The following is a 15,808-nucleotide window of genomic DNA, read 5'->3' as shown; positions in this document are numbered from 1 at the left end:
GTCAGCTTAAAACACTCCTTCGAATATATTAAAAGATTTGGATTTCTTCACCCGGTGTAAATAATAAGCCGGATTGGCAAGTGTCATTGAGCTAAACATATTTACAAATATTATAATCGAATTTTTTCCACCAATAGCAGAAAGAAAAAAATCAATAAATATTAAGAGAAACAACAAGACAATAGCTTTTCGCCACATGCCTGTACATAAAAAATACAGTGGACCGAAAAATAATGAACCTATATTATTTGCTAATATAAAACGCTTACCCATAGGTAAAGCTTTAAATGCCTCTTTAAATCTTGATGCATTTTTACGTTCAGGCAAACCATTTTCTTCATAAAATTCAAATCTGAACTGCCAAGCTTTGCTCAAGCCCCAATTAGCAAAATCAAAATTTTCCTTACTAGTGTTATCCATCAAGACTCCTACAACTATTGTTAAAAAACAGATTTAATCATTACTTTCATAAAAAAATAATATCGTAAATTAACTAATTTTTCAATTTATCCTTTTTTTCAATTAGCATATATTCGAAATTTCAGTTCAAATAAAATAGAATTTATAGCTAGAAAAATTAATTATTTAAAGTAACTGCCAAAATCTGCTTCAAAACATTTGAATATTTAATACATACTTGCCAATGCAATTAGCATTAATAAATATTATATTTAAGGTTTAAAAATTACTTAGACATAAAAAAAGCTGCCTTAAATAAGGCAGCTTAAACTAAAAAGCCTATTACTGATTCATCGTTAGTAACAAATGATTCATACGTTTCACAAATGCAGCCGGATTTTCCAGCTTACCACCCTCAGCCAACAGTGCCTGGTCATACACCAGCTCAGCCAATTCATTACGCTGAGCTTCGTCTTGTTCCACAGCAATTTTCTTAATCAGCGGATGTTCGGGGTTAATTTCCAACGTAGGTTTCGTATGCGGAATTTGTCCGGCAGCACCCGAAGCCTCAAGCATACGTGCCAGATGCTGGCTCATATCATGCTCACCTACTACCAAACAGGCTGGACTATCTGTCAGCCGTGCCGTTGCCCGCACAGCTTCCACCTTATCGCCCAGAGCAGTCTTGATCTGTTCTACCAATTCTTTATTGTCTTCTTCGGTTTTAGCCTGTGCCGCTTTTTCTTCCTCATCGGCCAAATTACCCAGATCCAGTGAACCTTTGGCCACACTCACCAGAGCCTTACCATCAAATTCCGGCAGACTATTTACTACCCATTCATCCACACGGTCAGTCAGTAGTAATACCTCAACACCTTTTTTCAAGAAGATTTCCAAATGTGGACTGTTTTTTGCTGCGGCATAACTATCGGCGGTAATGTAATAAATCTTTTCCTGACCTTCCTTCATGCGGCCAATATAATCAGCTAATGAAACATTTTGCTCACTACCATCATTATGGGTGGAAGCAAAACGACACAAACCAGCAATCTTTTCCTTATTACTGAAATCTTCAGCAATACCTTCTTTCAGCGTATTCCCGAAAACCTGCCAGAACTCAGTATATTTTTCCGGCTGGTTTTTCTTCAAATCTTCAAGCAATGACAAAACTTTTTTCACACTACCAGCACGAATCGCATCCAGATCACGGCTTTCCTGCAGAATTTCACGTGATACATTTAGTGGTAGATCACTGCTGTCTATCACTCCACGGATAAAACGCAAATAAGAAGGCATTAGCTTTTTCGCGTCATCCATAATAAATACACGTTTCACATACAACTGCACCCCATGCTTCGGTTCACGTTCATATAAATCAAATGGTGCATGTTTAGGGATATACAGCAAACCCGTATACTCATGTCGGCCTTCTACCCGAAAATGAGTCCATGCCAACGCATCATCATAATCATGTGAAACATGACGATAAAATGTCTGATACTGCTCATCACTGATATCATTTTTCGGGCGTTGCCACAGCGCCTGCGCCTGATTCACCACCTCCAGCTCATCAGACAGTTTTACATTACCTTCTTCATCATATTCCGGTGCTTTCTTCATATAAATCGGCACAGAAATGTGGTCACTGTAAGTTGTCACAATGCGACGCAAAGTCCAGTCAGACAACAAATCCTTCTCATCTTCTTTCAGATGTAAAATCACATCAGTACCACGAGAAGCCTTACTAATCGGCTCAACAGTAAATTCACCGTCACCGGCACTTACCCAGCGCACCCCTTCATTTTCAGCCACACCGGCTTTACGACTTTCCACAGTTACGCTGTCGGCCACAATGAAAGCAGAATAAAAGCCCACACCAAACTGGCCAATCAAATTGGCATCTTTCTTATCATCACCTGTCAGCTTTTCCAAAAACGCTTTGGTACCAGATTTGGCAATCGTACCCAGATGCTCAATCACATCTGCTTCACTCATACCAATACCATTATCAGAAACCGTAATCGTTTTGGCTTCCGCATCCGCAGTTACCGTGATTCTGAATTCAGCATCATCACCGAGCAAAGAAGCATTATTCAATGATTCAAAGCGCAACTTATCGCAGGCATCGGCCGCATTGGAAATCAGTTCACGCAAAAAAATCTCTTTATTGCTGTACAAAGAGTGAATCATCAACTGTAACAACTGCTTAACTTCAGTCTGAAAACTGTGTGTTTGTTTCATAATTGTTCTCGAATTACCCAAAAATAATTGTTGTCTAGTAAAAATAAGGGCAGCCCGATTCAGTTTCAAGCCAAACAGCTAATCAAATCCGCAGCATTCTAAAGTATAAAATTCCACGGTTCACAAACAGAAAATACCCCTGTACTCGTTTCACACAAAACTAATTGCTACAATATCACCTTTACACAAGTCTACCAAAACAGACACAACATCATGAACACACATCACTGTCTGCCTGATACAAGGGCATTTCCAACTGATCCAGTCAAAAACGACCTGCTCATGCATGCAGCCAGCTTGGCCAACCCCACATCCAAAGCACAGACCACCCTTGCCCGCGAAAGCCTGCATGTAGAAATCAGCCGCATGCTGGCTCAAAATCATTACACTAACCTCGCCGTAGCCTTGTCCATGGCAGCCAGCAGCAAGATATACAACATCCTCTGGGAAAGCCTAGAAAACGTCTTACAGGCACACACCCCAACAGAAGTACAATGGCTCGCACTGCCTGTTATCGTTGTAGGTGGAGCCAAAGAAAATATTTGTCTTCCCGACACCATCCCAGTAACTGCCATAGCTGAAATCTTTAAAAACCAACCATGGACAGACGCATGGCAAACCATCCAATGGGCACCACACCTCATCAATGACACCACCCTGACCCACATCAAAGCCAATCAATGGTTCGCTGCCAAGCAAAATCCACAAAGCGCTGCAGAATTTCTCGGCCAGCTGCCGCACACCCCGCTTATAGTGGAAACAGGCCAATCAGTACAAGTATTTTACGCACTTGGCTTTGCCGGCTCAGACATCCTACCAGCCCTCAGCCATCAGCTAGCAGATACCGCCCTACCCCTGATGCAGGTTTGGCAAACCCATCTAGCTAGTGCCGGAGCCACATTATTTACTAATCCGCTGCCACCGCAATCACCACTCAATGCCTTACGCAGCGGCAGTGCCATGCGTTTGCGTATGGCATGTGATGTATTTACCACCAATGCCATCCGTTCTATTCGCTTGCAAAGCCCGCGCGTGGGCGTGGTTATCGCAGCACAAGATGGTGGCAATATCCTGTTTGGATTCAACGCTACCGACAGCGCATTCGAACTTCAGCCGCAGATTTTCCGCTGGCCGCTTACTCAAGCGGATGATATCGACACCATCGTACAAAATTTCATAGATTTACTGGCCGAATGCCATGTTGAAAACATCCACCTGCTGCATGAGCCCATCAGTGCGCAAGCACAACTACCCAGCTATGCCCAATCTATCAACATGATCGGGCATAATCCATTATTTCCGCGGAGTCATTGACATGCCGGCCACCAAAGTATTATTTGTCTGTTTAGGTAACATCTGCCGTTCACCCATGGCCGAATACATCCTGCGCAAACTCGTAGCAGAAAAAGGGCTGAGTGAACAAATTGAAATAGCCAGTGCCGGTACATCCGGCTGGCACAACGGCCAAGACATGCATCAAGGCACAAAACAAATTCTCAGTGCTCATAATATCAACAGCGATGGATTTCAAAGCAGCGAGGTCAGGCCAGAAGATATCGCCATTTACGATCATATCATCGCCATGGATGACAAAAATCTACATGATTTAGCCCGTATTTTCGGCGATAGCCGTCCAGACAAAGTTTACAAAATTACCGACTTGCTACCAGAAAGTGAATACGATTATGTCCCCGATCCTTATTTCAGCGGCAATTTTAGCGAAACCTACACCATCATCCATGCAGGCTGCATTGCATGGTTAAATCATTGGCAACGCCAACATATACAAAAACTCTAGCTTGCTTCATCTCAATACAAACCATAGAGCAGCCTACTCAATAAAAAAGCAATATGGTAAAATTAATACCATATTTCAATTATTTGATGGCGTTCAAACCTGCCAAAGCCAAAAGCTTTGGCATTGTTTTGATACATAAAATCATCATAGAAACAAGGATTTTAAAATGGCAGGACACAGCAAGTGGGCCAATATCCAGCATCGTAAAGGGCGTCAGGATGCCAAACGCGGCAAAATCTTCACCCGCCTGATTAAAGAAATTACCATTGCCGCCAGACTAGGTGGTGGTGATCCATCAGCCAATCCGCGTCTGCGTCTGGCAATGGACAAAGCCACCGATGCCAACATGCCTAAAGACAATATTCAGCGTGCCATAGACAAAGGCACTGGCAATCTCGAAGGTGTCGAATATGTAGAACTGCGCTATGAAGGGTATGGTACAGGTGGTGCTGCAGTGATGGTAGACTGCCTCACCGACAACAAAACCCGTACCGTAGCCGATGTACGCCATGCCTTTACCAAGCACGGCGGCAATCTGGGTACAGATGGTTCTGTAGCCTTTCAGTTTGCTCATCAGGGCTATTTACTCTTTAGCCCCGACGTTGATGAAGATAGCCTCATGGAAGCCGCCCTCGAAGCCGGTGCGGATGATGTAATCATACAGGAAGACGGTTCAAAAGAAGTCATTACAGAGCCTTATCAGTACAGCAGCATCAAAGAAGCACTCGAACAGGCAGGATTTCATGCTGCTGACGGCGAAGTCACCATGCGTCCGGTCAACGAAACGGTACTAGAAGGTGAAGAGGCAGAAAAAATGCAACGCTTACTTGATGCTCTCGAAGATCTCGACGACGTTCAGAACGTCTACACCACCGCGGTACTGGAAACCGAATAAGGCCAAACGGACTGCTATCCAGTCCGTTTTTTCTTACCTCCCCTCAACAGGCACAAAACGCTCAGATTCATGCAAGCCACTACCCAATTTTTTCAAACTGCTTCTGCCGGAGAATGTGCCGAAGTTCTCGATTTTTGGTTAAATGAATGCAGCATAGATGAAGCACCGGATACAGCAACCATACAGCAATGGCAACAGCTATTTTTACAGCGCGGCAATAAATTCATTCGCCTTGCATCTTTGTGCCAGCAATGGCTCAGCGAAGCAGAATCCCGATGAAAACTACCCTTTATTTCAACAAATGGCTGCTCATTGCCATCGTGTGGTTTCTAGCTAGCATTTATTTTCTGTTTTTCAAATCCAGCGGCAATCCTGTGCCTATTCCACAGTTCGATAAAATCTGCCACTTCGGCCTGTTTTTTGGCCAATTCTGGTTATTGGCCAAAGCCTATTTCAGTGCTGGCCTCACCATACCCCAACGTCTGCTTCTCATCAGCGCCATTATCTGGGCAGCCACCAGCGAAATAATTCAAGCACTGTTTACCACTCGCAATGGCGATATAATGGATGCCATTGCCGACCTTAGCGGTGCCATACTCGCACTATGGCTGGCTCAACAAATACAAACTGCTCGCCGTAACGGCAGCAGGGAGAAATACTAATAATGGATACTGACATCAACGTTTACCGGCAGCGACGCCAACATGTACTTAGTCAAATTGGCGAAGATGGAGTGGCTATTATTTTTGCCGCACCCGAACAAAGACGCAGTAACGACACCGAATACCCTTACCGACAGGATAGCTATTTTCATTATCTCACCGGTTTTCCCGAACCTGGTTCAGCCCTGATTCTCAACGGGCGCGAGCACAGCGCTACCTTACTGTGCCGCAACAAAGACCCCGAACATGAAATCTGGAATGGTTTTCGCTATGGCTACAGCGCTGCGCGCGAAGTATTTGCGTTTGATTGCGCCGATGACATCAGCCAGTGGCCGGCTTACCTCAAAAAAGCCCTGTCCGGCCATCGCCACCTGTTTGCCCTCTGGGGACTCTATCCCGACAATGATTCGAAAGTGCAGGAAGTATGGTATGAAATTGCTCGCATAGCTAATTACCGCAAAACCAACGGCAGCACAATCGCACCTGAGAGCATGGTGAATCTTGCCACCATACTCGACCCTATGCGCCTAATAAAAGATGAGCACGAACAAAAAATCATGCGCATCGCTACCGAAATCAGTGCACAAGCACACATACGAGCCATGCAGACCACACGTCCGGGGCAATTCGAGTATCAGGTAGAAGCAGAAATTCTGCACGAATTCATGCAGCGCGGAGCACGTTTTCCCTCCTACAACAGCATCGTAGCCGGTGGCAAAAACGCCTGCTGTCTTCATTACGTCAGCAATAATTGCCAGCTTAAGCCAAATGAGCTACTCATGATTGACGCCGGTGCTGAGTATCAAATGTACGCCGGCGACATTAGCCGTACCTTTCCCATAAACGGCCGTTTTACAAGTGCTCAAAAAGATGTTTACGACATTGTACTGGCAGTTAATCAAGCCAGCATAGCTTCCACGGTCAAACAAGCAAACTGGCAAACCATCAGCACTGCGGCTATCCAAATGCTTACTCAAGGACTTATCGATCTAGGCATACTGCATGGCAGTCTGGAACAAAACATCGAAGCGCAGACTTACCGCCGTTTTTACATGCATGGCCTTGGCCACTGGCTAGGTCTAGATGTTCATGATGTGGGTGGCCGTTTCGATAATCAAGAACAACCTATATTACTACAGCCAGGCATGGTTACCACTATAGAGCCCGGTTTGTATATCAGCGCCGCAGATGATATACCAAACGCATTTCACAATATAGGCATTCGCATCGAAGACAACATATTGGTAACGGAAAACGGCAATGAAGTCCTCACTGCCTCCGTACCCAAAACCATTCCTGAAATAGAAGCGTTAATGCAACATTAACTGAGCATCTCAGAAACATCAGCGCAAAAAAAAGCAGCCAGTAATTGAACTGGCTGTTTTTTCAGCTTAATGCATTAATGATTGATTTGTCGCGCTGCCAGCTCCTGCTGAGCTGTGGCAACCACATTACTGCCAAACAAAGCATTAACATCCGCTTCATCAAATACATAACGTTCATGACAGAAATCACAGTTCACCTCTACACTGCCTTGCTCAGCTACAGCTTCACCCACCTCTTGTCCGCCCAGCAATAACAACATATCGCTAACCTTGCCACGCGAACAAGTACAGGCAAACTCCACATTTTGCGGTGAAAACAGCCGTACCTCATGTTCATGAAACAGGCGAAAAAGTAAAGTCTGCACATCCAACTTTAACAACTCATCTGCTGTCAGCGTTTCTGCCAGAGCACACAATTCAGCCCAGCTATCATCATTGATATCTTGTTCAGGCAGCCTCTGCAATAACAACCCGCCTGCCTTTGATTCATCAGCGGCCAGCGTAATATGCGTGGCCAGCTGCTCAGAACGTGCCATATAATTCATCAGCATCTGTGCAATACTGTTTCCGGCTAGCTCCACCATACCCTGCCAAGATTCACCCTGAGCTGGCTGTAAAGTCAGCACAAACATACCGCCCTCACCCAGCAAATCCACAAGCGACATATTTTCATCGATTTTTGCAGACTCATCCCAGCGTGCTGTAGCTCGGCAGGTAGCAGCCGATGTAGCTTCAGCAACGAGCATCTTCAGCACACCTTTACCCTGCACCTGTACAATCAGATTACCATCAAACTTCAGATTGCTCGCCAGCAGCACCGCTGCAACAGTCAGCTCACCCAAAGCACGGTGAATCGCCTTAGGATAAGCCTTATTCTCTGCTACATGCTGCCATACTTCTTGCAAATTCACATGCAGACCACGCACCGGACAATCATCAAACACAAATCGTGTCAACTGATCCGCCGATATCAACTTAGTTTCTGCCATCATCAAAACCCCGACAAAATAAAGAATTAATATGGCTGCTACTACATAAAAATCAAGTTACATACCCCAATACAAACAATCCGCAATGCTTATTTTTTAAGCAAAACATCAGTTTGCCTCACAACCTTTAAAACCATCACATATACACTTATAAAAAAATCTTCTCCCATTCCTAAATCAAAAACAATAAGTTTAAACTGAAAAAATCAATTTTAAATAATCTTAAATAGATATAAATCTTAAAAACATAAATTCAATTAACACATACTTTAAAATATTTAATTCAGAATTAACCTTAGCACTAACAAACATCCATACCAATAGATAGTAAAAATTCATTAGAAATATTAATAGAAACACAATAAAAAATTAAATATTTCAATACACTAATCCATAATATAACTTGATGGAATAATAAATTTGTGTTATTTTAATAATTCATAACACCAATTAAACACCTATATCTATGAAGAACGAATTGGAGAACGCACTTGAATTTTATCCAAAAAATTACCCAAATATCATTGGGGATAGACTAACCAGCATTCATTAAATATTCAGCAAAACAACAGCTGAAATCATTTCTCCCAAGCAACGAAAATATCAGGAAATTATTATGTCCGACATACAAAATACCTCAGAAATGAACACCATTATCTTATCTGAAGACAACGGCTATCAGCCAGATAGGCAATGGAAAAGTGATCGTTATATATTTCAGGGCAGTCAAGGTAAAGAATTTTCCATTGAAGACAAAGGTATTGCTGAATTACCATTTTTAAATCAATGTAATGAGCTTGTACTACAAGGTGCAAAGGCTTCAGGTATTGTATTCACTCGCGAAGATGACGATTTAATCATCCATCCTTATGGCAACGCAGACAGCATCAGACTACCGTCTTATTTTTATACCCCCCAATACCGTGCATTCACTATTATCGCTGAAGATAAGATACTAGATGTGGTGGATGTAGCCTTAGGCGTGGCACAACAGACAGGCCAAAATGTAGCAGATATTCTGAATGAGCTCAGCCAGCAGGAAGTAGAGTCTGCTGCAGTTGAAGGCGATACATTAGGCCAATGGCCACTTAATAATACTGCACCTGCTACCCACTTAATTGGAGGCAAAGGTAACGATACATTATATGGCTTAGGGAGCTATAGCATTCTTGATGGTGGAGATGGTGATGATTATATAAGCGTTGAAAACTCAGAATATACTATCATAAATGGTGGAAAGGGTAATGACTATATAAAGACCACTGCCCGAAACAGCTTATGTTTATTCGAAAAAGGTCATGGGCAGGATATTGTTGATGCTGCAGCGTACAACAATTATGATTTTAAATACATGAATGAATTTGTATTTAAGGGTGCATCTGCTGATCAAGTACAGTTTATTCAACAAGGAGATAATCTCCTTGTTAAAGCTTATGGCAATGAAGATGTTGTCACTATTTTGAATTTCTTTATTTACGAAAAGGACGATTTCAAATTTACTTTTGATGATCGCTCATTAACCGCTAAAGATATTCCGGCCGATATAAAAGTTATACCAGCCATTGACACCAGCTCTGACAATGTAGCACTTGATGATAATGACCCAAGGCAATATGACGATCTAGTTTTAACTGGCACCGCTGGAGAAGATATCTTATACGGAAGAAAAGGAAACGATATTCTGACTGGCGGCAGTAATACTGATATGCTAATGGGTGGCGATGGAAATGATATTTTAGATGGTGGCAGCAACAATGATTATCTGGATGGCGGAAACGGAGATGATATTCTGATTGGTGGTACCGGCAACGATATGCTTTCCGGCGGCACTGGCAACGATACATATATTTTTGGCGCCAAACACGGGATGGATTCTATCTATGAATCTGAGTTTTTAGATGGAGAAATGAATACTCTAAATTTCACAGAATATAACAGTAATGAGCTTTGGTTCAACTTATTCCAAGGCCAGCTAACCATTACACATATTGGTTCATGTGATCAGGTAGTGGTAAGTATGTGGGGAGACTATTCTAACTCTGACCATTACAATATTGTTACTGCTGATGGCAAACAGATAGGAGCCAGCCAAATTAAACAACTGGTTGATGCTATGGCTACATTTGACACAGCTCATGGGATTGATCGTCATGATTATAACAATCAAGCAAACTTATTATTATCAGCTGATATGGTTAGCCAGATGCAGCAATTTACCCAACAATCCCAAGTTTCTTCCATGTGGGGATAAATAGTTACACGTATTTTGTTCAATCACACCTGCCATTTCCATAATGGCAGGTAAATTTATTACTACCAAAATCTCGGTGTAGATACTAAAAATGATGCGATGTTAGCAAATAATAGTAATAAATATCCTGATAGGTGGTACACGTATGATTAGCTATATTGAAGTTCAGGAGCTAATCACTATTTCTTTTCCTTTAATCATAGGCAAATTCACTAGAGCGGCATAAAGAAGTAGATTATATTAGTAAGTTGATTAGTTTTATTACTTAACAGTATTGCTATTAAGTTATATTTATATCTGATTACACATCAAAACAAATAAAACACCGTTATTTCCAGATATCTCAAATCCACATCAGCCTTAGTCTTTGCCATTTTTACAGTATTCTTCTTTTTTCAAGTTATATAAATCAGAATTAACAGTGAATATCTATAGCCTTAAAACTAATATAAAATTACAAGAATAAATATATATTTTTTTGTATCATCTAAATTTTATGCTAATTTATCCAGCAATATGACCGGAGACATCAGTATGAGAAATTTATTAATAACGTATACTAAAACTGTCTGTTTATCCGGCCTACTTTTGCTTACAGGATGTTCTGATAATAATAAAGATAATGCAGCCAAACACCAGACCATACCTTTCGTCAATCAAGACCGGTTTGGCCGCTTTGATTCCATCGGTAATCTGGGGGGTAAACCGATCAGTATTCCCAGTGGCGTTCTTTATACTGAAGTGAGCTATATTGGTGCCACAGAAAATTTTGATACAAGCAGTATAAATAAGCAACCACCTATTACCTATCAGATGCCTATAAAAGAATTAGATTTTGATTATCGACTAACCGATGGTGCAGTAAAAAGCAAAAACGAACAAACTGATAGTGATTATAAACAAGATATCAAAATCTTAATTCCAAAGGCCAAGCATTTTCCATGGGGTTATACTAATGTATATAACTTATTCAGCCCCAATCAACCAAGAACTTTCAACCAGTGGTTTAATAATATTCTGAAATCGACAAAAGAAACTTGGAATTTTGAATATTTCAAACAGGCAAATAAAATATTTGGTTTAACTTATTATCAGGCCAATAACGGTATAAACCCTAAAACCAATCAACCATGGGAAGATAATCTCATCGGAAATGATTTATATATTTATCAGGATTCAAATAATGACATTAAAACCCTAATCCTATGCGATACGGTCGGTCAGATAAAATATTGTAAGCATGATTTTTTCATCAAAAATTTTCCGGTAAAAGTCAGTATGAGTTACGACCGTACCTATCTCAAGTTATGGCGGCAAACCGAAAAAAATATCGCTGCCATACTGGATAGCTGGGTAGTCACTAATGATGGCAAATTAATTAAAAAGCAGGCTGGCAAAGTATAAATCTAAAAGATGCATAGCTGTTGCACCACTGACTGCAGAAATTATTTTTGGAACAATACATGCATAACTGATACAACCTCATTCAGCTAATTTGCCATTTTTTAAGAGAAATTCCGGTTTGCTTGCTATTTTACGCTAATTATATTTGGTAGATTGCATATATATTAAAACATAATAATCCATTTAGAGTTAATTTTTCATTACATTAGTTAATTTTTGTGTATGTTTTTGTTTGCATTATTCTAAAATTATGCCAATTTATATGTTAGTCCTACAGGAGACATCAGTATGAGAAATTTATTGATTTCGTATGCTAAAGCTGTCTGTTTAACTGGCCTGCTTTTGCTGTCTGGCTGTTCTGATAAGGATAAAGACAAAGCCAAACAGCAGCCAGTACCATTCATTAATCAAGACCGATTTGGCCGTTATGATTCCATTGGCAATCTGGGCGGTAAACCAATCAGTATTCCAGACGGCGTAGTACTTCACTGGGTACGTTATGTTGGAGACCCTGGTGATTTTGATGCAAGCAAAAAAGCACAAGAATACAAACGTCCGCCTATTACCTATCAGCTACCCATTGAAAGCTTTGGTTTGCTTTATCGCCTTACTGATGGTGCACTCATGAGCTATAAAGAACAAACCGAAATAGATTATTTACATGATAATAAAACACTTATTCCTAAAGGTGAGCCTTTTCCGTGGGGTTATACAATTGTTTATAATCTATATAGCCCTAAACAACTTAAGACTTTCAATCGATGGTTTAATGATATTCTTGAATCTTCAAAAGAAAGCTGGGATTTTGAATATTCTAAGCAGCCTAATAAAGTATTTGGTCTAACTTATTATCAAGCCAATAACGGTATAGACCCCAGTACCAATCAGCCATGGACAGATAATATTGCAGGACGAGATCTGTATATCTATCGGGATTCAAATAATAACATTAAAACCCTTATCCTTTGCGATACTGTTGGTCAGGTACAATCTTGTCATCATGATTTTTTTGTTAGTAATACTCCAGTAAAAGTCAGTATGAGTTACGACCGTACCTATCTCAAGTTATGGCGGCAAACCGAAAAAAATATTGCTGCCATACTGGATAGCTGGGTGGTCACTAATGATGGCAAATTAATTAAAAAGCAGGCTGGCAAAGTATAAATCGAAACAGATGCATACCTGTTGCACCACTGACTGCAGAAATTATTTTTGGAACAATACATGCATAACTGATACAACCTCATTCAGCCAATTTGCCATTTTTTAAGAGAAATTCCGGTTTGCTTGCTATTTTACGCTAAATATATTCGGTAGATTGCATATATATTAAAACATAATAATCTATTTAGAGTTAATCTTTCATTACATTAGTTAATTTTTGTGTATGTTTTTGTTTGCATTATTCTAAAATTATGCTAATTTATATGTTAGTCCTACAGGAGACATCATTATGAGAAATTTATTGATCTCGTTTACTAAAGCCGTTTGTTTAACTGGCCTGCTTTTGCTGTCTGGCTGTTCTGATAAGGATAAAGACAAAGCCAAACAGCAGCCGGTACCTTTCATTAATCAGGACCGATTTGGCCGCTATGATTCCATCGGCAATCTGGGCGGTAAACCAGTCAGCATTCCTGACGGCGTAATACTTTACGGGGTACATTATATTGGTGACCTTGGTGATTTTGATGCCAGCAAAAAAGCACAAAAATACAAACGTCCACCTATTACTTATCAGCTACCCATTAAAAGCTTTGGTTTGTTTTATCGCCTTACTGATGGTGCGCTGATGAGCGATAAAGAACAAACCGAAATAGATTATTTGAATGATAATAAAACTTTGATTCCTGAAGGTAAGCCCTTTCCATGGGGACACATGATTGTTTATAATTTAGTAAGTCCTAAGCAATTCAAAAATTATAATCATAGGTTTAAAAATATTTTAAAATCGTCAAAAGAAAGCTGGGATTTTGAATATTCTAAGCAGCCTAATAAAGTATTTGGCTTAACCTATTACCAAGCCAATAACGGTATAGACCCCAGTACCAATCAGCCATGGACTGATAATATTGCAGGACGGGATCTGTATATCTATCGAGATGCTAATAATAACATTAAAACCCTTATCCTTTGCGATATTGTTGGCCAAGTACAATCTTGTCATCATGATTTTTTTGTTAGTAATTTTCCAGTAAAAGTTAGTATCAGTTACAACCGTACCTATCTCAAGTTATGGCGGCAAACCGAAAAAAATATCGCTGCCATACTAGATAGCTGGGTGGTGACTAATGATGGCAAATTAATTAAAAAGCAGGCTGGCAAGATATAAATTGAAACAGATGCACAACTGATACAACCTCATTCAGCCAATTTTGCCATTTTTTAAGAGAAATTCCGGTTTGCTTGCTATTTTACGCTAATTATATTCGGTAGCTTGTATATATATTAAACATAATAATCCATTCAGAGTTAATTTTTCATTACATTAGTTAATTTTTGTGTATATTTTTGTTTGCATTATCTTAAAATTATGCTAATTTATATGTTAGTCCTACAGGAGACATCAGTATGAGAAATTTATTGATTTCGTATGCTAAAGCTGTCTGTTTAACTGGCCTGCTTTTGCTGGCTGGCTGTTCTGATAAGGATAAAGACAAAGCCAAACAGCAGCCGGTACCTTTCATTAATCAGGACCGATTTGGCCGCTATGATTCCATTGGTAATCTGGGCGGTAAACCAGTCAGTATTCCTGACGGCGTAGTACTTCACTGGGTGCGTTATGTTGGAGACCCTGGTGATTTTGATGCCAGCAAAAAAGCACAAAAATACAAACGTCCACCTATTACTTATCAGCTACCCATTAAAAGCTTTGGTTTGTTTTATCGCCTTACTGATGGTGCGCTAATGAGCTATAAAGAACAAACCGAAATAGATTATTTGCATGATAATAAAACTTTAATTCCTGAAGGTAAGCCCTTTCCATGGGGACACATGATTGTTTATAATTTAGTAAGTCCTAAGCAATTCAAAAATTATAATCATAGGTTTAAAAATATTTTAAAATCGTCAAAAGAAAGCTGGGATTTTGAATATTCTAAGCAGCCTAATAAAGTATTTGGCTTAACCTATTACCAAGCCAATAACGGTATAGACCCCAGTACCAATCAGCCATGGACTGATAATATTGCAGGACGGGATCTGTATATCTATCGAGATGCTAATAATAACATTAAAACCCTTATCCTTTGCGATATTGTTGGCCAAGTACAATCTTGTCATCATGATTTTTTTGTTAGTAATTTTCCAGTAAAAGTTAGTATCAGTTACAACCGTACCTATCTCAAGTTATGGCGGCAAACCGAAAAAAATATCGCTGCCATACTAGATAGCTGGGTGGTGACTAATGATGGCAAATTAATTAAAAAGCAGGCTGGCAAGATATAAATTGAAACAGATGCACAACTGATACAACCTCATTCAGCCAATTTTGCCATTTTTTAAGAGAAATTCCGGTTTGCTTGCTATTTTACGCTAATTATATTCGGTAGCTTGTATATATATTAAACATAATAATCCATTCAGAGTTAATTTTTCATTACATTAGTTAATTTTTGTGTATATTTTTGTTTGCATTATCTTAAAATTATGCTAATTTATATGTTAGTCCTACAGGAGACATCAGTATGAGAAATTTATTGATTTCGTATGCTAAAGCTGTCTGTTTAACTGGCCTGCTTTTGCTGTCTGGCTGTTCTGATAATAATGACAAAGCCAAACAGCAGCCGGTACCTTTCACTAATCAGGACCGATTTGGCCGCTATGATTCCATTGGTAATCTGGGCGG

General features: G+C 40.0%; 14 protein-coding genes. 11 read left to right on the top strand and 3 right to left on the bottom strand.

Going from position 1 to position 15,808, the window contains the following annotated elements; all coding sequences use genetic code 11:
- Positions 1–6: 6 nt before the first annotated feature.
- Both BHC43_RS05895 and htpG read right to left on the bottom strand, forming a co-directional pair.
- Positions 7–420 carry a DUF2628 domain-containing protein gene (locus tag BHC43_RS05895; protein ID WP_100156790.1) on the bottom strand — a complete coding sequence of 138 codons (414 nt, stop codon included), beginning with the start codon at positions 418–420 and terminating at the stop codon, positions 7–9.
- Positions 421–741: 321 nt separating this feature from the next.
- Positions 742–2,640 carry a molecular chaperone HtpG gene (htpG, locus tag BHC43_RS05890; protein ID WP_100156789.1) on the bottom strand — a complete coding sequence of 633 codons (1,899 nt, stop codon included), beginning with the start codon at positions 2,638–2,640 and terminating at the stop codon, positions 742–744.
- Positions 2,641–2,853: 213 nt separating this feature from the next.
- Between htpG and BHC43_RS05885 the strand changes: the two genes are divergently transcribed.
- The 6 genes from BHC43_RS05885 to BHC43_RS05860 all read left to right on the top strand — a co-directional run bounded on the left by BHC43_RS05885 (position 2,854) and on the right by BHC43_RS05860 (position 7,320).
- Positions 2,854–3,954, top strand: a complete 1,101-nt coding sequence (locus BHC43_RS05885; protein ID WP_100139873.1) for a conjugal transfer protein — start codon at positions 2,854–2,856, stop codon at positions 3,952–3,954.
- A 1-nt stretch (position 3,955) separates the two neighbouring features.
- The gene (locus tag BHC43_RS05880) at positions 3,956–4,438 is read left to right on the top strand and encodes a low molecular weight protein-tyrosine-phosphatase (RefSeq protein ID WP_100156788.1); all 483 of its coding nucleotides are present in this window, start codon (positions 3,956–3,958) and stop codon (positions 4,436–4,438) included.
- A gap of 166 nt (positions 4,439–4,604) precedes the next feature.
- Positions 4,605–5,333: a YebC/PmpR family DNA-binding transcriptional regulator gene (locus tag BHC43_RS05875; protein ID WP_100139871.1), complete on the top strand. Its 729-nt coding sequence runs from the start codon at positions 4,605–4,607 to the stop codon at positions 5,331–5,333.
- A gap of 69 nt (positions 5,334–5,402) precedes the next feature.
- Positions 5,403–5,612, top strand: coding sequence for a dioxygenase (locus BHC43_RS05870; protein WP_100139870.1), 210 nt, complete (start codon positions 5,403–5,405; stop codon positions 5,610–5,612).
- Positions 5,609–5,995 carry a VanZ family protein gene (locus tag BHC43_RS05865; protein WP_100156787.1) on the top strand — a complete coding sequence of 129 codons (387 nt, stop codon included), beginning with the start codon at positions 5,609–5,611 and terminating at the stop codon, positions 5,993–5,995. The genes BHC43_RS05870 and BHC43_RS05865 overlap by 4 nt, the downstream gene beginning before the upstream one ends.
- 2 nt (positions 5,996–5,997) lie before the next feature.
- The gene (locus BHC43_RS05860; protein ID WP_100156786.1) at positions 5,998–7,320 is read left to right on the top strand and encodes an aminopeptidase P N-terminal domain-containing protein; all 1,323 of its coding nucleotides are present in this window, start codon (positions 5,998–6,000) and stop codon (positions 7,318–7,320) included.
- A gap of 74 nt (positions 7,321–7,394) precedes the next feature.
- Here BHC43_RS05860 and hslO read toward each other — a convergent pair whose 3' ends face one another.
- On the bottom strand, positions 7,395–8,309 hold the full coding sequence (hslO, locus tag BHC43_RS05855; protein ID WP_100157074.1) for an Hsp33 family molecular chaperone HslO: 915 nt from the start codon (positions 8,307–8,309) through the stop codon (positions 7,395–7,397).
- 616 nt (positions 8,310–8,925) lie between these two features.
- Between hslO and BHC43_RS05850 the strand changes: the two genes are divergently transcribed.
- The 5 genes from BHC43_RS05850 to BHC43_RS05830 all read left to right on the top strand — a co-directional run bounded on the left by BHC43_RS05850 (position 8,926) and on the right by BHC43_RS05830 (position 15,408).
- Positions 8,926–10,560: a calcium-binding protein gene (locus BHC43_RS05850; RefSeq protein ID WP_100156785.1), complete on the top strand. Its 1,635-nt coding sequence runs from the start codon at positions 8,926–8,928 to the stop codon at positions 10,558–10,560.
- Between the two features lie 534 nt (positions 10,561–11,094).
- A complete protein-coding gene (locus BHC43_RS05845; RefSeq protein ID WP_144078745.1) occupies positions 11,095–11,964 on the top strand; it encodes a hypothetical protein in 870 nt (289 codons plus the stop codon).
- A gap of 288 nt (positions 11,965–12,252) precedes the next feature.
- Positions 12,253–13,128 (top strand): hypothetical protein, encoded by an 876-nt coding sequence (locus BHC43_RS05840; RefSeq protein WP_100156783.1) that lies wholly within the window; start codon positions 12,253–12,255, stop codon positions 13,126–13,128.
- A gap of 289 nt (positions 13,129–13,417) precedes the next feature.
- The gene (locus tag BHC43_RS05835; protein WP_100156782.1) at positions 13,418–14,293 is read left to right on the top strand and encodes a hypothetical protein; all 876 of its coding nucleotides are present in this window, start codon (positions 13,418–13,420) and stop codon (positions 14,291–14,293) included.
- A 239-nt stretch (positions 14,294–14,532) separates the two neighbouring features.
- On the top strand, positions 14,533–15,408 hold the full coding sequence (locus BHC43_RS05830; protein WP_100156508.1) for a hypothetical protein: 876 nt from the start codon (positions 14,533–14,535) through the stop codon (positions 15,406–15,408).
- Positions 15,409–15,808: the final 400 nt, after the last annotated feature.

Source organism: Snodgrassella alvi, assembly GCF_002777855.1.
In the GTDB taxonomy this organism is placed as follows: domain Bacteria; phylum Pseudomonadota; class Gammaproteobacteria; order Burkholderiales; family Neisseriaceae; genus Snodgrassella; species Snodgrassella alvi_E.
The sequence above is the reverse complement of the archived record's forward strand: the minus strand, read 5'-3'. Positions and strand labels throughout refer to the sequence as shown.